This window comes from Rhodoferax sp. U2-2l (genome assembly GCF_020594515.1).
GTDB lineage: Bacteria > Pseudomonadota > Gammaproteobacteria > Burkholderiales > Burkholderiaceae_C > Rhodoferax.
In genome coordinates this window covers 208,280-224,927 of record NZ_JAJCTH010000005.1, presented here as the reverse complement: position 1 = coordinate 224,927, position 16,648 = coordinate 208,280, and the positions used below count along the sequence as shown (strand labels likewise).

At 58.3% G+C, this 16,648-nt stretch carries 17 protein-coding genes and 1 tRNA gene; 17 read left to right on the top strand and 1 reads right to left on the bottom strand.

Going from position 1 to position 16,648, the window contains the following annotated elements; translation table 11 throughout:
* Positions 1-10: 10 nt before the first annotated feature.
* The gene (gene tsaD, locus LHU53_RS06925) at positions 11-1,081 is read left to right on the top strand and encodes a tRNA (adenosine(37)-N6)-threonylcarbamoyltransferase complex transferase subunit TsaD (protein ID WP_227331605.1); all 1,071 of its coding nucleotides are present in this window, start codon (positions 11-13) and stop codon (positions 1,079-1,081) included.
* Positions 1,082-1,336: 255 nt separating this feature from the next.
* On the opposite strand, the gene LHU53_RS06920 is transcribed toward tsaD, so the two are convergent.
* Positions 1,337-1,717: an Hsp20/alpha crystallin family protein gene (locus tag LHU53_RS06920; protein ID WP_227331603.1), complete on the bottom strand. Its 381-nt coding sequence runs from the start codon at positions 1,715-1,717 to the stop codon at positions 1,337-1,339.
* A 96-nt stretch (positions 1,718-1,813) separates the two neighbouring features.
* On the opposite strand from LHU53_RS06920, the gene LHU53_RS06915 reads away from it, so the two are divergent.
* The 16 genes from LHU53_RS06915 (at position 1,814) to nuoI (ending at position 16,634) form a co-directional block, all read left to right on the top strand.
* Entirely contained in the window at positions 1,814-3,088 is a 1,275-nt protein-coding gene (locus LHU53_RS06915) for a branched-chain amino acid ABC transporter substrate-binding protein (RefSeq protein ID WP_227331601.1), read from the top strand.
* Between the two features lie 158 nt (positions 3,089-3,246).
* Positions 3,247-3,513 carry a 30S ribosomal protein S15 gene (gene rpsO, locus LHU53_RS06910; protein ID WP_227331599.1) on the top strand — a complete coding sequence of 89 codons (267 nt, stop codon included), beginning with the start codon at positions 3,247-3,249 and terminating at the stop codon, positions 3,511-3,513.
* Between the two features lie 213 nt (positions 3,514-3,726).
* Entirely contained in the window at positions 3,727-5,850 is a 2,124-nt protein-coding gene (pnp, locus tag LHU53_RS06905; RefSeq protein WP_227331597.1) for a polyribonucleotide nucleotidyltransferase, read from the top strand.
* Positions 5,851-5,906: 56 nt separating this feature from the next.
* Entirely contained in the window at positions 5,907-6,902 is a 996-nt protein-coding gene (locus LHU53_RS06900; protein WP_227331595.1) for an NAD(P)H-quinone oxidoreductase, read from the top strand.
* The gene (gene tpiA / locus LHU53_RS06895; protein ID WP_227331593.1) at positions 6,899-7,642 is read left to right on the top strand and encodes a triose-phosphate isomerase; all 744 of its coding nucleotides are present in this window, start codon (positions 6,899-6,901) and stop codon (positions 7,640-7,642) included. The genes LHU53_RS06900 and tpiA overlap by 4 nt, the downstream gene beginning before the upstream one ends.
* 38 nt (positions 7,643-7,680) lie before the next feature.
* Complete coding sequence (gene secG / locus LHU53_RS06890) at positions 7,681-8,034, top strand: preprotein translocase subunit SecG (RefSeq protein ID WP_227331591.1); 354 nt, start codon at positions 7,681-7,683, stop codon at positions 8,032-8,034.
* Positions 8,035-8,150: 116 nt separating this feature from the next.
* Positions 8,151-8,235: transfer RNA gene (locus tag LHU53_RS06885), tRNA-Leu, on the top strand.
* A gap of 58 nt (positions 8,236-8,293) precedes the next feature.
* Positions 8,294-8,653 (top strand): NADH-quinone oxidoreductase subunit A, encoded by a 360-nt coding sequence (locus tag LHU53_RS06880; RefSeq protein WP_227331665.1) that lies wholly within the window; start codon positions 8,294-8,296, stop codon positions 8,651-8,653.
* Between the two features lie 4 nt (positions 8,654-8,657).
* Positions 8,658-9,137, top strand: coding sequence for an NADH-quinone oxidoreductase subunit B family protein (locus LHU53_RS06875; RefSeq protein WP_227331589.1), 480 nt, complete (start codon positions 8,658-8,660; stop codon positions 9,135-9,137).
* Between the two features lie 10 nt (positions 9,138-9,147).
* Positions 9,148-9,765 (top strand): NADH-quinone oxidoreductase subunit C, encoded by a 618-nt coding sequence (locus LHU53_RS06870; protein WP_227331580.1) that lies wholly within the window; start codon positions 9,148-9,150, stop codon positions 9,763-9,765.
* A gap of 3 nt (positions 9,766-9,768) precedes the next feature.
* The gene (locus LHU53_RS06865) at positions 9,769-11,022 is read left to right on the top strand and encodes an NADH-quinone oxidoreductase subunit D (protein WP_227331579.1); all 1,254 of its coding nucleotides are present in this window, start codon (positions 9,769-9,771) and stop codon (positions 11,020-11,022) included.
* Positions 11,019-11,510 carry an NADH-quinone oxidoreductase subunit NuoE gene (nuoE, locus tag LHU53_RS06860; protein WP_227331578.1) on the top strand — a complete coding sequence of 164 codons (492 nt, stop codon included), beginning with the start codon at positions 11,019-11,021 and terminating at the stop codon, positions 11,508-11,510. The genes LHU53_RS06865 and nuoE overlap by 4 nt, the downstream gene beginning before the upstream one ends.
* Positions 11,507-12,859, top strand: a complete 1,353-nt coding sequence (gene nuoF, locus LHU53_RS06855; RefSeq protein ID WP_227331577.1) for an NADH-quinone oxidoreductase subunit NuoF — start codon at positions 11,507-11,509, stop codon at positions 12,857-12,859. Before nuoE ends, nuoF begins: the two co-directional genes overlap by 4 nt.
* A gap of 11 nt (positions 12,860-12,870) precedes the next feature.
* Entirely contained in the window at positions 12,871-15,015 is a 2,145-nt protein-coding gene (gene nuoG / locus LHU53_RS06850) for an NADH-quinone oxidoreductase subunit NuoG (protein ID WP_227331576.1), read from the top strand.
* Positions 15,012-16,088, top strand: coding sequence for an NADH-quinone oxidoreductase subunit NuoH (gene nuoH / locus LHU53_RS06845; protein WP_227331575.1), 1,077 nt, complete (start codon positions 15,012-15,014; stop codon positions 16,086-16,088). The genes nuoG and nuoH overlap by 4 nt, the downstream gene beginning before the upstream one ends.
* A gap of 12 nt (positions 16,089-16,100) precedes the next feature.
* Entirely contained in the window at positions 16,101-16,634 is a 534-nt protein-coding gene (nuoI, locus tag LHU53_RS06840) for an NADH-quinone oxidoreductase subunit NuoI (RefSeq protein ID WP_227331573.1), read from the top strand.
* The last annotated feature ends 14 nt before the right edge of the window (positions 16,635-16,648 follow it).

The following is a 16,648-nucleotide window of genomic DNA, read 5'->3' as shown; positions in this document are numbered from 1 at the left end:
CTCGTTTCTTATGTTGAAAAATGTTTGTGTACTGGGGATTGAGTCCTCGTGTGATGAAACCGGCGTGGCGCTGGTCGACATGCCCGCGCAGGGGCTGCCGGTACTGCGGGCGCATGCCTTGTTCAGTCAGATCGAGATGCACCAGGCCTATGGTGGGGTGGTGCCTGAGCTGGCCAGCCGCGACCACATTCGCCGCGTGTTGCCCTTGACCGACCAGGTGCTGGCTGAGGCTGGCCGAACCCTGGCCGATGTCGATGTGGTGGCCTTCACCCGCGGTCCGGGCCTAGCGGGTGCGTTGCTGGTGGGGGCGGGTGTGGCCTGTGCCTTGGGCGCGGCGCTGGATAAACCGGTGCTGGGCGTGCACCATCTGGAAGGGCATTTGCTGTCGCCGTTTTTGAGCCTGGATGCACCCGAGTTTCCATTTGTGGCGCTGCTGGTGTCGGGTGGCCACACCCAGCTGATGCGGGTCGACGGGGTGGGGCGCTACCAGATTCTGGGTGAAACCATTGACGATGCGGCGGGTGAGGCGTTTGATAAATCCGCCAAGCTGCTGGGCCTGGCTTACCCGGGCGGGCAGGCGCTGTCCAAGCTGGCCGAGTCGGGCGACCCCAAGGCCTACAAGCTGCCGCGCCCGCTGCTGCACAGCGGTGATCTGGATTTTTCGTTTGCCGGGCTGAAGACGGCGGTGATGGTGCAGGCCGGCAAATGTGCCCAGGCCAACGGTTGCACCGCGGCGGACTTGCCAAGAGGCGTGCTGGCGGATCTGGCAGCGTCCACCCAGGCGGCGATTGTGGAGGTGCTGGTGAAAAAGTCACTTACCGCGTTGAAGCAAACGGGCCTGAAGCGCCTGGTGGTGGCAGGCGGTGTCGGTGCCAACCGTGCGCTGCGCGAGCAACTCAACGCCGCGTGTGCCCGACTCGCCATCCGGGTGCATTACCCCGAACTGCATTTGTGCACCGACAACGGCGCCATGATCGCCATGGCAGCGGCGATGCGGCTCCAGTCGGGCCAGCAGGTGGCCACGAAAAACTACGCGTTTGACGTCAAACCGCGCTGGCCGCTGGATGCCATTGTGGTTTGAAAGGAACGATCCAATCGGCTTTCAGGCCTGACAAACCAAGGTAAGTCGTTATCTTTGACGCGAAAGGGCGGGGTCGCTTTGTGCGGTGGTGATTGCGTATCCAGGGATGCCCGGTCGCCACTTGGCGCGACAGCGATGAAGCCGCCTTCTTTGTTGCTTCAAGGTGTTTTTGCTGCGATGCCCTTTCAAAGACTTATGCCGTGTCTGCCCTGCTGGCCGCTGATGTGCTGCAGCCAGCAGGGCGCGAGCAAGGTGTCAGTGAATCACCAGTTCCGTCACCCGGCTGACCGGTACCACCTTGGCCAGTTTCAGCGTGAGCACCCCGTTTTCGAGCTTGGCGGCACTTTGACTGGCGTCGATGTCTTGCGGCAGCTCGCAGGCAAAGTGATAGGTGCGCGGTGCCCCATCGGCGCTGGACAGGCGCACCACGTTGCCCTCAATACCCACCACCAGTTGCTCGCGGCTCACGCCGGGCACATCAAACGACAGGGTGAAAGACTGCTCGTCCTGCTCGATGGTGGCTGTGCCCTGGCTGCGGGTGCTGCTGACGGGTTGTGCGAAGCTGGCGGAGGGGCGGGCGCTGGAAGCGTAGAGGTGGCGACGAAAGCCAGCGGGGGTGACAGGGGTAAAGAACATGGTTGAACTCCTTGTAAACTGCGCGGCCTTCACAACGAACGTGCCGCCAGCCCCTCAACTAGGCGCGCTGGCGAGCTTTTCAAGAGAGATGTCCTGATGTTTATTGTTGTCAAACGGGTCTTGAAAAGCCTGGTTCTGTCGCTAAGTCTGCCCGTTTTGGCCCTGGCGCAACCCGCACAGCCTGCGGTCAAGATCGCTCTGATCGAAGCCATGAGTGGGCCGTTCGCCAATACCGGCGAGGCGGTGTACCGCAATTTGTTGTGGGCGGTGGAGCGTGTCAACGCGGGCGGCGGTGTCAAGCTGGCCGACAAGACCGTTGGCAGCCCGCTGCAGTTGGACCGGTTTGACAGCAAGGGCCAGACCGAAGAAGCCTTGACCGCGCTCAAAGCGGCCATTGACCAGGGCGCCCGTGTGGTCACGCAGGGCAATTCATCGGCCGTGGCCGCGGCGCTGATCGATGCGATCAACAAACACAACGAACGCGAGCCATCCAAGCGGGTGATCTTTTTGAATTACTCGGCGGTGGATCCGATTCTGACCAACGAGAAATGCAGTTTCTGGCACTTCCGGTTTGATGCCCACGCTGACATGCGCATGAGCGCGCTGATGTCGGTGATCAAGGACGATACCGCCCTGAAAAGTGTCTACATCATCGGCCAGGACTACAGCTTTGGCCAGGCCGTGGCGCGCGAGGCGCGGCGCCAGTTGAAGCAGCAGCGGCCCGATATACAAGTCGTGGGTGACGAGCTGCATGCCATCGGGCGCGTCAAGGACTTCATGCCCTACGTCACCAAAATCAAGGCCAGCGGCGCGCAGGCTGTGATCACCGGCAACTGGGGCAATGACCTGACGCTCCTGGTCAAGGCTGCCAAAGAGGTGGGCTATGAAGGGCGCTTCTACACTTTTTACGGTAACGCACTGGGCGCGCCCATGGCCATGGGTGACGCCGGAATCGGCAAGGTGTTGGCGGTGGCCGACTGGTTGCCCAACGTGACCACGCCGCAAAGCGAAGCTTTTTACCAGTCTTTCCGTCAGCGTTTTCCCAAGCCCGAAGACGACTATGTGCACATGCGCATGCAGCTGATGGTGCAGGCGCTGGTGCAGGCGATGGCATCGGCCGGTACCACCGAAGCAGCAGCCGTCGCCGCCAAGCTGGAGCGCGCCAGTGTCACTTTTCATGCCCAGAGTGGCAGCATGCGGGCCAGCGACCACCAGTTTCAGCAGCCGCTGGTGGTGGGGGTGATGGATCGCAAGGGCATGCCGGGTGTGAAATTCGACGTGGAAGGCTCGGGTTATGGCTTTCGGGTCATCAAAACCCTGGCTGCCAAAGAGGCCGAGTTGCCGACCACCTGCCAGATGCAGCGCCCCTGAGTTGCGACCGGGTTCGGGTCGGTTCAGCGGTGTCTGAGTAGCTTGTGGGTGCAGGCGTGCGCCGCCGGGTATACTCGCAGGCTCTGCAGTTTTTGCAGTCCTCGCACGTCAGGGGCAGTTCCAGCGCCTGACGCAAGTTGTTCACTCAGGAAAAAATCATGATCGCAACCAGTATCAAAGCCGCTGTTGTCAAAGACAACGCACGTTCCGCCGGTGACACCGGCAGCCCCGAAGTGCAAGTGGCCCTGTTGACCGCCCGCATCAACGAACTCATGCCCCACTTCAAAACCCACGCCAAAGACCACCATGGCCGTCGCGGCCTGCTGCGTATGGTGAGCCGCCGCCGCAAGCTGCTGGACTACCTCAAGAGCAAGGACGCTGACCGTTATGTGGCACTGATCGCCAAACTGGGTCTGCGTAAATAAACGCTTGGCAAAAATGACAGACGCCTGAGTTAGGTCACTAGCTCAGGCGTTTTTTACTTCGGAGACGGCGAAAGCGGAGCGAAGCTGTGTCATTCCAAAGCCTGGCGACCCTTTCGGTGAGGGTGTGGCTCTGGAATGGCATCGTGGCCTGTTTTGTCTGATCCGGGCTTAGGGGGATGGCCTGCATCCTCCGAATTCTCAGGAAATATCAACATGACGATGTTCAAAAAAGTAAGCAAGACCTTCCAATGGGGTCAACACACGGTCACCATGGAAACTGGCGAAATTGCCCGCCAGGCTAGCGGTGCGGTCAAGCTAGATATGGATGGCACCGTGGTGCTGGCCACCGTGGTTGCCAAGACCGAAGGCAAGGCCGGTCAGGATTTCTTCCCCTTGACCGTCGATTACCTTGAAAAGTCTTATGCCGCAGGTCGTATCCCTGGCAGCTTCTTCAAGCGTGAAGGCCGCCCCAGCGAATTTGAAACCTTGACCAGTCGCCTGATCGATCGCCCGATCCGCCCACTGTTCCCTGAAGGCTTCTTCAATGAAGTTCACGTGGTGGTGCACACCCTGTCGCTCAACCCCGAAGTGGATGCCGACATCGCCGCCATGATCGCGGTCAGCGCGGCGCTGTCGATCAGTGGTGTGCCGTTCAGCGGCCCGATTGGTGCGGCCCGTGTCGGTTATGTCAACGGTGAGTACATGCTCAACCCTGGCCAAACCGCACGCAAGAATTCCACCATGGACTTGGTGGTGGCAGGTACCGAATCCGCCGTGTTGATGGTGGAGTCCGAAGCCGACCAACTGTCCGAAGACATCATGCTCGGTGCGGTGGTGTTTGGTCACACCCAGGGTGCGATTGCCATCAATGCCATCCACGAACTCGTGCGTGACGCTGGCAAGCCGGTGTGGGACTGGAAACCTGCCGCCAAGGACGAAGCACTGATCGCCAAGATCGACGGTTTGGCCAAAGACAAGCTGGTCGCCGCTTACCAAATCCGCAACAAACAAGCCCGTACCCAAGCCTGCCGCGCTGCCTATGCTGAAGTCATGGCCGCTTTGAAGGATGAAGGCGTGGCGTTCGATTCCGTGGCCATCGAAGGTCTGCTGTTTGAAATTGAAGCCAAGATCGTGCGTGGCCAGATCCTCGCCGGTGAACCCCGAATCGACGGCCGCGACACCCGCACCGTGCGCGCCATCGAAATCCGCAACGGCGTGCTGCCGCGCACCCACGGTTCGGCCCTGTTCACCCGTGGTGAAACCCAGGCGCTGGTCGTGACCACGCTCGGTACCGAACGTGATGCCCAGCGTGTGGATTCGCTGGCCGGTGACTACGAAGACCGTTTCATGTTGCACTACAACATGCCTCCCTTCGCCACCGGCGAAACCGGCCGTGTTGGCACGCCCAAGCGCCGCGAAATCGGCCACGGCCGTCTGGCCAAGCGTGCACTCGTTGCTGTCTTGCCAACCAAGGAAGACTTCCCCTACACCATGCGTGTGGTGTCGGAAGTGACCGAGTCCAATGGTTCTTCGTCGATGGCTTCGGTTTGCGGCGGCTGCTTGAGCTTGATGGACGCAGGCGTGCCTTTGAAGGCGCACGTGGCCGGTATCGCCATGGGCCTGATCAAGGACGACAACCGCTTTGCGGTGTTGACCGACATCCTGGGTGACGAAGATCACCTGGGCGACATGGACTTCAAGGTAGCCGGTACCACCAACGGCATCACCGCGCTGCAGATGGACATCAAGATTCAAGGCATCACCAAGGAAATCATGCAAGTCGCTTTGGCACAAGCCAAGGAAGCACGCATGCACATTCTGGGCAAGATGGTGGAAGCCATGGGCGAAGCCAAGACCGAGGTGTCTACCTTCGCGCCGCGCCTGTTCACCATGAAGATCAATCCCGAAAAGATCCGCGACGTAATCGGTAAGGGCGGCGCGGTGATCCGTGCGTTGACCGAAGAAACCGGCACCCAGATCAACATCGACGAAGACGGCACCATCACCATCGCATCGGCTGACCCGGCCAAGGCCGAAGAAGCCAAACGCCGCATCGAGCAGATCACCGCCGAAGTCGAAATCGGCAAGGTCTACGAAGGCCCGGTGGTCAAGATTCTTGACTTTGGTGCTTTGATCAACCTGCTGCCTGGCAAAGACGGCTTGCTGCACATCAGCCAGATCGCCCATGAACGTGTCGAGAAGGTGACCGACTATTTGGCAGAAGGTCAGATCGTCAAGGTCAAGGTCATGGAAACCGACGAAAAAGGCCGTGTCAAGCTGTCGATGAAGGCTCTGCTGGATCGCCCAGCGCAGGGCGGCAACGACAACCGGGCTTGATGCGACTGACCAAGCTGACAGCCCTTGCTTGCTAAGGGCTGGAGGCCAAAAAGTCCATGAAAACGATTGAAATCACGGGTTATGGGGCATCGGACGTGTTGCGTCTGGGAGAGCGCCCCATGCCTGTTGCAGGCGCCGGTGAGTTGCTCATCCGCGTCACCGCCAGTGGTGTCAACCGTCCTGATGTGCTGCAGCGCCAGGGCAACTACCCGGTGCCGCCCGGTGCCTCGGACATCCTGGGGCTGGAAGTGGCGGGCAGCATTGCGCAGGGTGATGCGGCCGAGCTGGCTGCGGCCGGTTTTCAACTCGGCGACCGGGTGTGTGCGCTGGTCGCGGGTGGTGGTTATGCCGAGTATTGTGTCGCGCCGATCGGCCAGTGTTTGCCCGTGCCTGACGGGCTGACCGATATCGAAGCAGCCAGCTTGCCCGAGACTTTTTTTACCGTCTGGAGCAACCTGATGGCGCGCGCCCGCCTGCAGCCAGGTGAGTCGGTGCTGATTCAGGGGGGTGGCAGCGGGATTGGTGTTACCGCCATTCAGTTGGCCAGGTTGACGGGTGCGCGGGTGTTTGTGACGGCGGGCAGTGATGACAAGTGTGCGGCCTGTGTGGCGCTGGGTGCGCAAGCTGCCATCAACTACAAGACGCAGGACTTCAAGGACGAGATCATGCGCCTGACCGACGGCCAGGGCGTTGATGTCATTCTGGATATTGTGGCCGGGAGTTATGTGGCCAAAGAGGTCCAATGCCTCAAGGAGGATGGGCGCCTTGTCATTATTTCAATACAAGGCGGCACCCGCAGCGAGTTCAATGCCGGCCTGGTTTTGCGCAAACGCCTGACCATCACCGGCTCTACCTTGCGACCACGCCCGGTGGCTTTCAAAGCCGCGATTGCCAAAGCCTGCCTGGAAAACGTCTGGCCAGCGCTGGCTGACGGACGCATCAAGCCGGTGGTGTATCGCACCTTTGCCGCGGCTGACGTGGTGCAGGCGCATGAATTGATGGAGTCGAGCCAGCATATTGGGAAGATTGTTTTGATTTGGAGCGAATCATGAAGAAAAAACTGATTGCCGGTAACTGGAAGATGAACGGCAGCCTGGCTGCCAACGATAAGCTGCTCAAGGACATCCTCGTGGGTGTTGGGCAAGCAGCTTGCCAGATGGCGGTAGGCGTGCCTGCGGTATACCTGTCGCAATGCCAGGCATTGCTTGCGGGCACGGCGATCGACTTGGCGGCACAGGATATTTCGGCCCATGAGGTCGGCGCGTACACCGGTGAAATCTCGGGTGCCATGCTCAAGGAGTTTGGCGTGCGTTATGTGATCGTCGGGCATTCCGAACGCCGTCAATACCACGGTGAGACCGACGAGGTGGTGGCGCTCAAGGCGCAGCGCGCGCTGGGTTGCGGCATCACCCCGATCGTCTGTGTGGGTGAAACCTTGGCCGAGCGTGAAGCCGGGAAAACCGACGAGGTGGTCAAGCGCCAATTGGCCGCGGTGATCCACACCAACGGCCATTGCATCAGTGAAGTGGTGGTGGCCTATGAGCCCGTCTGGGCCATTGGTACCGGCAAGACCGCCACGCCGGAGATGGCGCAGCAAGTGCATGCGGTTTTGCGCGCGCAACTGAAAGCGGCCTCTGACCACGCCGACCGCATCAAGCTGCTTTATGGCGGCAGCATGAACGCGGCCAACGCGGCGTCACTGCTGGCGCAGCCCGACATTGATGGGGGGCTGATAGGCGGTGCGGCCTTGAAAGCACAGGATTTTTTAACGATTATTGCTGCTGCCCATTGAGCATCAAGGGGCCGTAGTTACTGAATGAGGAGCGGAAGATGAATGTGATGTTGACGATTTTGCTGGCGGTGCAGATGCTGTCTGCCATTGTGATGGTCGGTTTGATTCTGGTGCAGCACGGCAAGGGCGCCGATATGGGCGCAGCCTTTGGCAGCGGGGGGTCTGGCAGCTTGTTTGGTGCCAGCGGCAGTGCCAACTTCCTGTCGCGCACGACGGCTGTTCTGGCAACGGTTTTCTTTGTTAGCACTTTGGCGCTGGCCTATTTTGGTTCTGCCCGTCCAGCGCCTGCTTCCGGCAGTGTGCTGGAAAACGCCGCTTTGGTGGCGCCTGTGCCCGCAGCTGTGGCTCCTGTTGCCCCTGCATCTGGCGCAGCACAAATTCCGTCTAAATAATCGCTATCGGAAAGGCTCTCCCGTCAGGGGAGAGCAAGCGATTTCAGGGTAAACTTCGGGTTCACTTGGCAAACTTAACAAACGTCAAGTTTTGGTTTGGTCGAGAAATCTAAATAGCCGTCGTGGTGAAATTGGTAGACACGCTATCTTGAGGTGGTAGTGGCGAAAGCTGTGCGAGTTCGAGTCTCGCCGACGGCACCAGATAAACAACTTTGACCCGCTTCGGCGGGTCAAAGATACAGGTAGACAAATCCTTATGATGAACCTCGGTCAGTACCTGCCGGTACTTTTGTTTATCCTCATCGGCATTGCAGTTGGTGTGCTTCCCCAGGTGATTGGTTATGTCCTGGGGCCTAACCGGCCAGATACTGCCAAAAACTCCCCCTACGAATGTGGTTTTGAAGCGTTTGGTGATGCACGCATGACGTTTGACGTGCGTTATTACCTGATTGCCATTCTTTTTATCCTGTTTGATCTGGAAACCGCCTTGTTGTTTCCGTGGGCGGTCACGCTCAGGGAGTTGGGCCTTTTCAGCTTTTTTGTCGGACTGGAAATTGTGACTGTCCTGACGATAGGGTTCGTGTACATGTGGCTTAAAGGCGCCCTGGATTGGGAGTAAGTCAATGATTGAAGGTGTTCTTAAAGAGGGCTTTGTCACGACGACTTATGACAGTGTCGTGAACTGGGCCAAGACGGGTTCAGTGTGGCCCATGACGTTTGGCCTGGCCTGCTGTGCGGTGGAGATGATGCATGCTGCGGCGGCCCGCTACGACCTCGCCCGATTTGGTGCTGAGGTGTTTCGTCCGAGTCCACGGCAGTCTGACTTGATCATTGTGGCGGGTACGTTGACCAACAAGATGGCGCCCGCTTTTCGCAAGGTGTATGACCAGATGGCTGAGCCGCGTTGGGTGATCAGCATGGGGTCATGTGCCAATGGCGGGGGGTATTACCACTACAGTTATTCGGTGGTGCGCGGTTGTGACCGCATCGTGCCGGTGGATATTTATGTGCCTGGATGCCCGCCGACGGCGGAAGCACTGGTGTACGGCATCATCCAGTTGCAAAGCAAGATCCGTCGTACGCAAACGATCGCACGCACGTAGAAGGAACGTCATGACGTTATACGCGGTAAATATCCAAACGCTCAAGACCCAGGTCGAGGCAGCGTTGGGTGACATGGTTCAAAGCAGTGTGGTCAAGTGGGGCGAACTGACCATTGTCGTCAAGGCGGCCGACTATTTTCAAGCGGCAACGGTTTTAAAAGAACACCCTGATTGCCAGTTTGAGCAATTGATTGACCTCTGTGGTATCGACTACTCCACGTACAAAGACGAACCCCAGGTTGGGCTGCGTTTTTGTGCTGTGTTGCATTTGCTGTCGGTGAGTCTGAACCAGCGGATCCGGCTGAAGGTGTTCGCCAGTGACGACGAAGCGCCGGTGTTGCGTTCGGTCTGTGATATCTGGAGTTCGGCCAACTGGTTTGAGCGCGAGGCGTTTGATCTTTACGGCATTGTGTTTGAAGGGCATGACGACCTGCGTCGCATCCTGACGGATTACGGTTTTATTGGTCATCCGTTCCGCAAGGATTTTCCCCTGTCCGGTCACGTCGAAATGCGTTACGACGCCGAGCAAAAACGGGTGGTTTACCAGCCGGTCACGATCGAGCCGCGTGAAATCACGCCACGCATCATCCGCGAAGAGAACTATGGAGGCCTGCCGCAGGCGCAGTAAGTTATGGCGGAAATCAAAAATTACACCCTGAATTTCGGGCCCCAGCATCCGGCGGCGCATGGCGTGTTGCGCTTGGTGTTGGAGTTGGACGGCGAAGTCATCCAGCGTGCCGACCCGCATATCGGTCTGCTGCACCGTGCCACCGAAAAACTCGCAGAAAACAAGACCTACCTGCAAACCTTGCCGTACATGGATCGCCTGGACTACATGTCGATGATGTGTAACGAGCAAGCTTACTGTCTGGTCATCGAGAAGATGCTGGGCCTTGAGGTGCCGCTGCGAGCCCAGTACATCCGGGTGATGTTTGCCGAAATCACCCGCTTGCTCAACCACCTGTTGTGGGTGGGTGCGCACGCGATCGACTGCGGCGCCATGACGGTCATGTTGTACGCGTTCCGTGAGCGCGAAGACCTGCTTGATGCCTATGAGGCGGTCAGTGGTGCCCGCATGCATGCCGCCTACTTCCGTCCAGGTGGTGTTTACCGCGACTTGCCCGACACGATGCCGCGTCATACGCCCAACAAGGTTCGCAGCGCGAAGTCGACACAGGCATTGAACCGGAATCGGGAAGGTAGCCTGCTGGATTTCATTGAAGACTTTACCAAGCGGTTCCCGACTTATCTTGACGAGTACCACACACTGTTGACTGAGAACCGTATCTGGAAACAGCGGACGGTGGGTATTGGTGTCGTGACGCCAGAGCGGGCTTTGAATCTCGGTTTCACTGGGCCGATGTTGCGTGGCTCAGGATTTGCCTGGGACTTGCGCAAGCAGCAGCCTTACGAGGTCTACGGCCGGCTCGACTTTGACATCCCGGTCGGCAAGACTGGCGACACCTACGACCGTTACCTGGTGCGCATGGAAGAAATGCGGCAGTCCAACCGCATCATCAAGCAGTGTATTGACTGGCTGCGTGTCAATCCAGGCCCGGTGATCACGGACAACCACAAGATCGCACCGCCGGATCGTGAGTCCATGAAAGCCAACATGGAAGACCTGATCCACCACTTCAAGCTGTTTACCGAAGGTTTTGCCGTCCCGGAAGGTGAGGCCTACTGCGCCATCGAACATCCCAAAGGCGAGTTCGGTATCTACATGGTCAGTGATGGTGCCAACAAGCCGTATCGCATGAAGATTCGCCCGCCCGCTTTTGTGCATCTGGCAGCGCTCAATGAGATGGGCAAGGGGCACATGATTGCTGATGCGGTGGCGATCATTGGCACGATGGACATTGTGTTTGGGGAAGTTGACCGATGATTTCAGAAAAATCTCTCGCGGCCTTTGCAAAAGAGGTTGCCAAGTATCCGCCCGAGCAAAGGCAGTCCGCGGTGATGGCTTGCCTGCAGATCGTGCAGCAGGAATCAGGTTTTGTGAGTTCTGAGAGCGAACGCTTGGTGGCAGATTATCTGGGTATGGCACCGATGGCGGTGCATGAGGTGACGAGTTTCTACAACATGTACAACCAGAAACCGGTTGGCAAGTACAAGCTCAACGTCTGCACCAATCTGCCCTGCCAGTTGCGTCAGGGCGCTCAGGCGATGGCCCATTTGAAAGCCAAGCTGGGCATCGATGCCAATCAGACCACACCGGACGGTTTGTTCACCTTGCAGGAATGCGAGTGTTTGGGCGCGTGTGCCGATTCACCCGTGATGCTGGTAAACGACACCGCCATGTGCAGTTTCATGACGGATGACAAACTGGATCAACTGGTTGACGGTTTACGTGCGATGGAGGTGAAGTCATGAGTGCCGACAGCTTCCTCGCCCAGTTCCAGTCAACAGGTGCGCAGACCTGTTTTCACAACCGGCACATCAAACCGCAAATCCTCGCTGACCTGAATGGTGCCAACTGGCGCTTGACAGACTACGAAGCGCGCGGGGGTTACCAGGCGCTACGCAAGGTGTTGGGCCAGGACGGCGGTGCCGGGATGACGCAGGACCAGGTGATCGCCATGGTCAAGGAGTCCGGATTGCGCGGGCGCGGTGGTGCGGGTTTCCCGACCGGGCTCAAATGGAGTTTCATGCCGCGCCAGTTTCCGGGGCAGAAATATCTGGTTTGCAACTCGGACGAGGGCGAACCGGGTACTTGCAAAGACCGTGACATCATGGAGTTCAATCCGCATGTCGTGATCGAAGGCATGATCATCGCGGCTTATGCCATGGGTATTTCTGTGGGTTACAACTACATCCACGGTGAAATTTTTCACACCTATCGGCGTTTTGAAGAAGCGTTGGAAGAAGCCAGGGCGGCGGGTTATCTCGGCGGCAACATTCTGGGCAGCAACTTCAGTTTCCAGTTGCATGCAGCCCATGGCTTCGGTGCTTACATTTGTGGCGAAGAAACCGGCTTGCTGGAATCGCTGGAAGGCAAAAAGGGGCAGCCGCGCTTCAAGCCGCCATTCCCCGCCAGTTTTGGGCTGTACGGCAAACCGACGACGATCAACAACACCGAGACTTTTGGTGCTGTTCCTTGGATCATCCGCAACGGTGGGCAAGCCTATCTGGAGTCTGGCAAACCGAACAACGGCGGTACCAAGATTTATTCGGTGAGTGGTGACGTGGAGATGCCGGGCAACTATGAAGTGCCCATGGGGACGCCTTTCGCCACCCTGCTGGAGTTGGCGGGCGGCGTGCGCTCAGGCCGTCAACTGAAAGCCGTCATCCCCGGTGGTTCGTCGTCACCCGTGCTGCCAGCCAGCATCATGATGGACTGCACCATGGACTACGACTCGATCGCTAAAGCCGGCTCCATGCTGGGTTCGGGTGCGGTGATCGTCATGGACGATTCGCGTTGTATGGTCAAGAGCCTGCAGCGGCTGAGTTATTTTTACATGCATGAGTCCTGTGGCCAATGCACGCCTTGTCGCGAGGGCACGGGCTGGATGTCACGGGTGGTGGATCGCATCGAAACCGGTTTGGGTCGTGAGTCTGATCTGGCACTGCTCAATTCTGTGGCGGAAGACATTCAAGGCCGCACGATTTGCGCCCTGGGTGACGCCGCAGCCATGCCCGTGCGGGCCATGCTCAAACATTTCATGCCTGAATTTGAGTACCACATCGCACACAAGACCTGCATGGTTCCCGCCTACGTTTGAGTGAGCAACAGATGATTGAAATTGAACTCGACGGTCAAAAAGTCGCCATTGAACAGGGCAGCACGGTGATGCACGCCGCCGAAAAGGTGGGCACGTACATTCCGCACTTTTGTTATCACAAGAAGCTGAGCATTGCGGCCAGCTGCCGCATGTGCCTGGTGGACATCGAGAAGATGCCCAAACCCATGCCGGCTTGCGCGACGTCCGTCACCCAAGGCATGGTGGTGCGCACAAAATCTGACAAGGCCATCAAGGCGCAGCAGTCGGTGATGGAGTTTTTGCTGATCAACCACCCGCTGGATTGTCCGATCTGTGACCAAGGCGGCGAATGCCAGTTGCAAGACCTGGCGGTGGGTTATGGTGGCACTTCGTCACGGTATGAAGAAGAAAAACGGGTCGTGCAGCACAAGGATGTGGGTCCGTTGATCTCCATGCAGGAGATGGCACGCTGCATCCATTGCACCCGGTGTGTGCGTTTCGGTCAGGAAATTGCCGGCGTGATGGAGCTGGGCATGTCGCACCGTGGCGAGCATGCTGAAATCGAAACTTTTGTCGGGCAGACCATTGATTCCGAATTGTCGGGCAACATGATCGACATTTGTCCCGTCGGTGCCCTGACCAGCAAGCCCTTCAGGTACAGCGCCCGTACCTGGGAACTGTCGCGGCGCAAGTCCATTAGCCCGCACGATTCAACCGGTGCCAATTTGATTGTTCAGGTCAAGGCCAACAAGGTGATGCGCGTGGTGCCGCTGGAAAATGAGGCAGTCAACGAGTGCTGGATTGCGGACCGTGACCGTTTCTCTTACGAAGCGCTCAATGGCCCTGAGCGTTTGACCACACCGATGATCAAACACGGTGGCGAGTGGAAAGTGGTGGACTGGAAAACGGCGCTGGAATACGTGGCGCACGGATTGACCAGCATCAAGGCAGACCACGGCGCGGCGGCAATAGGCGCACTGGTCAGCCCACACAGCACCCTGGAAGAGCTGTATCTGGCGGGCGCTGTCGTGCGTGGTTTGGGGAGCGACAACATCGATTACCGACTGCGTCATGCCCAGTTCGAGACGGCGCAACCGGGCGCCAGATATCTGGGGCTGCCCATTGCGGCGTTGTCCACACTGCAAAGCGTCTTGGTCGTTGGTTCCAACCTGCGCAAAGACCATCCGTTGTTTGCCCAACGGCTACGTCAAGCCATCAAATTGGGTTGCACTGTGAGTGCTGTGGTTGCCAGCCCGGCGAACTGGGCCATGCCCGTGGCCATGACCCATGTCGCACCCTCTTCGGGCTGGGTGCAGGCGCTTGCTGACATTGCTGCCGCTGTGGCCCTTGAGAAGAATCTTGTGGCGCCCCAGCCCGGGCAGCCAACGGACCTCGCCCGTTCTACCGCCAGCTCCTTGCTGAGTGGCGAGCGAACAGCCATTTTGTTGGGTAACGCGGCGGCGCATCACCCGCAGGCGAACCAGTTGTTGGCCTTGGCCAACTGGATTGGCGAGCACACTGGTGCCACCGTTGGCTACCTGACCGAAGCAGCGAATACCGTGGGCGCTCAGGTGGTCGGCGCCATGCCTCAGGCCCAAGGCCTCAACGCGGGGCAAATGCTGGCAGGTGGCGTGAAAGCCGTCATCTTGCTCAATAACGAGCCGCAATTCGACAGCGCTGGCGCAGCGGCCTCAGTCCAAGCGCTTGCGGACTGCAAGATGGTGGTGACACTGAGTCCGTTCAAGGCGAATCTGGACATCAGCGATGTGCTGCTGCCCATTTCACCCTTCACGGAAACCTCCGGCACCTTTGTCAATGCGGAAGGGCGTATCCAGAGTTTTCATGCTGTCGTGAAACCCTTGGGCGACACCCGGCCGGCATGGAAAGTTTTCCGCGCTTTGGCCAACGTGATGGATCTGCCCGGTTTTGATTTCGAGTCGTCGCAAGAGGTCTTGACCCAGGCTTTAGGCGATGCCGCAGGAGCGGTGCCAACGGTTGTGCCGTCTGCCCGTTTGAGCAATGCTGACAGTCGCGCAGCGGCGCCGCCCACCAGCAACGGTTCGATCGCGCCTTGTGTTGCCGGTATTTATCAACTCGATGGCATGGTGCGTCGTGCACCGTCGCTTCAAGCGACGGCAGATGCCAAGGCATCACAGGCTCAGGAGGTGACAGCATGATCGACACGATGTTTGCCGCTGGCTTGGGCCTGGTGGCTGCGGACTGGTGGACTGAGCTGGTCTGGCCGGTGCTCTGGGCGCTGATCAAGATTGTTCCCGTGCTCATGATCGTCTTGGGCGCCGTGACGTATGCCACCCTGTGGGAACGCAAGGTGCTGGGCTGGGCGCAAATTCGCCTCGGGCCGAACCGCGTCGGGCCTTGGGGTCTGTTGCAGCCTATCGCTGACGCCCTGAAATTGATGACCAAGGAAGTTGTCCGGCCCGCTGCGTCTGACAAGTTCCTCTTTTACATGGGGCCGGTTCTTACCGTGGCACCCGCACTGGCCGCTTGGGCCGTGGTGCCGTTTGGCCCGGAGATTGCCATTGCCAACCTGAACGCTGGTTTGCTGTTCCTGATGGCCATCACCTCGTTGGAGGTTTATGGCGTGATCATCTCAGGCTGGGCGTCCAACTCCAAATATGCGTTCCTGGGCGCTTTGCGTGCTTCGGCACAAATGGTGAGTTATGAAATCGCGATGGGCTTTTGCTTCTTGATCGTGTTGATGGTGTCCAACAGCCTCAACATGACGGACATCGTGATGGGGCAGGCGAAAGGTCAGTTTGCTGACATGGGCTTGACCTTCCTGTCGTGGAACTGGCTGCCGCTGTTGCCCATTGTTGTTGTCTACTTTATTTCGGGCCTGGCGGAAACCAACCGGACCCCATTTGACGTGATCGAAGGCGAATCAGAAATTGTGGCGGGTCACATGGTGGAGTATTCCGGCATGTCCTGGGCGATGTTCCAGATGGCCGAGTACGCGAGCATCTGGCTGATCTGCATTCTGTCGGTCACGCTGTTTTTTGGCGGTTGGTTGTCGCCCATTGACAGTCTGAGCTGGATTCCCGGCTGGATCTGGCTGGGTCTCAAGACCTTCTTAGTGATGACGACTTTCATTTGGGTGCGCGTCACCTTCCCCCGGTTCCGGTACGACCAGATCATGCGTCTGGGCTGGAAGATCTTTATCCCTGTGACGTTGGTTTGGCTGGTGGTGATTGGCGTCTGGATGCAGACCCCATGGAACATTTGGAAGTAAAACGAGTCGCTTATGTCAACCCCAACTTTCAATTCCGGCAAGAGCACCACCGTGAGTGCGTTCTCCCTATCGGATTTTCTGTCCAGTTTTTTTCTGACGGAGCTTTTCAAGGGCATGCGACTGACGGGCAAATATGCCTTCAAAAGCAAGATCACCCTGGAGTATCCAGAAGAGAAGACACCTCTGTCCCCACGCTTTCGCGGCTTACATGCCTTGCGCCGCTATGAAACGGGTGAGGAGCGTTGTATTGCCTGCAAGCTGTGTGAGGCCGTCTGTCCGGCCATGGCGATCACCATCGAATCAGAGGAAAGGGCTGATGGGTCCAGGCGAACCACGCGTTATGACATTGATTTGACCAAGTGCATTTTTTGCGGGTTCTGCGAAGAAAGCTGCCCGGTGGATTCCATCGTCGAGACAAATATCCTGGAATACCACGGCGAAAAACGCGGCGATCTCTATTTCACCAAAGAGATGCTTCTGGCGGTGGGTGACCGTTATGAACCAGAAATTGCTGCCAGCAAGCTGGCCGATGCCAAATACCGTTGATCCGTCGTAAGAAA

Excerpts from the sequence above, each read along its gene's own strand:
- tsaD (WP_227331605.1), top strand. The coding sequence starts at position 11 with ATGTTGAAAAATGTTTGTGTACTGGGGATTGAGTCCTCGTGTGATGAA.
- LHU53_RS06920 (WP_227331603.1), bottom strand. The coding sequence starts at position 1,717 with ATGTTCTTTACCCCTGTCACCCCCGCTGGCTTTCGTCGCCACCTCTAC.
- LHU53_RS06915 (WP_227331601.1), top strand. The coding sequence starts at position 1,814 with ATGTTTATTGTTGTCAAACGGGTCTTGAAAAGCCTGGTTCTGTCGCTA.
- rpsO (WP_227331599.1), top strand. The coding sequence starts at position 3,247 with ATGATCGCAACCAGTATCAAAGCCGCTGTTGTCAAAGACAACGCACGT.
- pnp (WP_227331597.1), top strand. The coding sequence starts at position 3,727 with ATGACGATGTTCAAAAAAGTAAGCAAGACCTTCCAATGGGGTCAACAC.
- LHU53_RS06900 (WP_227331595.1), top strand. The coding sequence starts at position 5,907 with ATGAAAACGATTGAAATCACGGGTTATGGGGCATCGGACGTGTTGCGT.
- tpiA (WP_227331593.1), top strand. The coding sequence starts at position 6,899 with ATGAAGAAAAAACTGATTGCCGGTAACTGGAAGATGAACGGCAGCCTG.
- secG (WP_227331591.1), top strand. The coding sequence starts at position 7,681 with ATGAATGTGATGTTGACGATTTTGCTGGCGGTGCAGATGCTGTCTGCC.
- LHU53_RS06880 (WP_227331665.1), top strand. The coding sequence starts at position 8,294 with ATGAACCTCGGTCAGTACCTGCCGGTACTTTTGTTTATCCTCATCGGC.
- LHU53_RS06875 (WP_227331589.1), top strand. The coding sequence starts at position 8,658 with ATGATTGAAGGTGTTCTTAAAGAGGGCTTTGTCACGACGACTTATGAC.
- LHU53_RS06870 (WP_227331580.1), top strand. The coding sequence starts at position 9,148 with ATGACGTTATACGCGGTAAATATCCAAACGCTCAAGACCCAGGTCGAG.
- LHU53_RS06865 (WP_227331579.1), top strand. The coding sequence starts at position 9,769 with ATGGCGGAAATCAAAAATTACACCCTGAATTTCGGGCCCCAGCATCCG.
- nuoE (WP_227331578.1), top strand. The coding sequence starts at position 11,019 with ATGATTTCAGAAAAATCTCTCGCGGCCTTTGCAAAAGAGGTTGCCAAG.
- nuoF (WP_227331577.1), top strand. The coding sequence starts at position 11,507 with ATGAGTGCCGACAGCTTCCTCGCCCAGTTCCAGTCAACAGGTGCGCAG.
- nuoG (WP_227331576.1), top strand. The coding sequence starts at position 12,871 with ATGATTGAAATTGAACTCGACGGTCAAAAAGTCGCCATTGAACAGGGC.
- nuoH (WP_227331575.1), top strand. The coding sequence starts at position 15,012 with ATGATCGACACGATGTTTGCCGCTGGCTTGGGCCTGGTGGCTGCGGAC.
- nuoI (WP_227331573.1), top strand. The coding sequence starts at position 16,101 with ATGTCAACCCCAACTTTCAATTCCGGCAAGAGCACCACCGTGAGTGCG.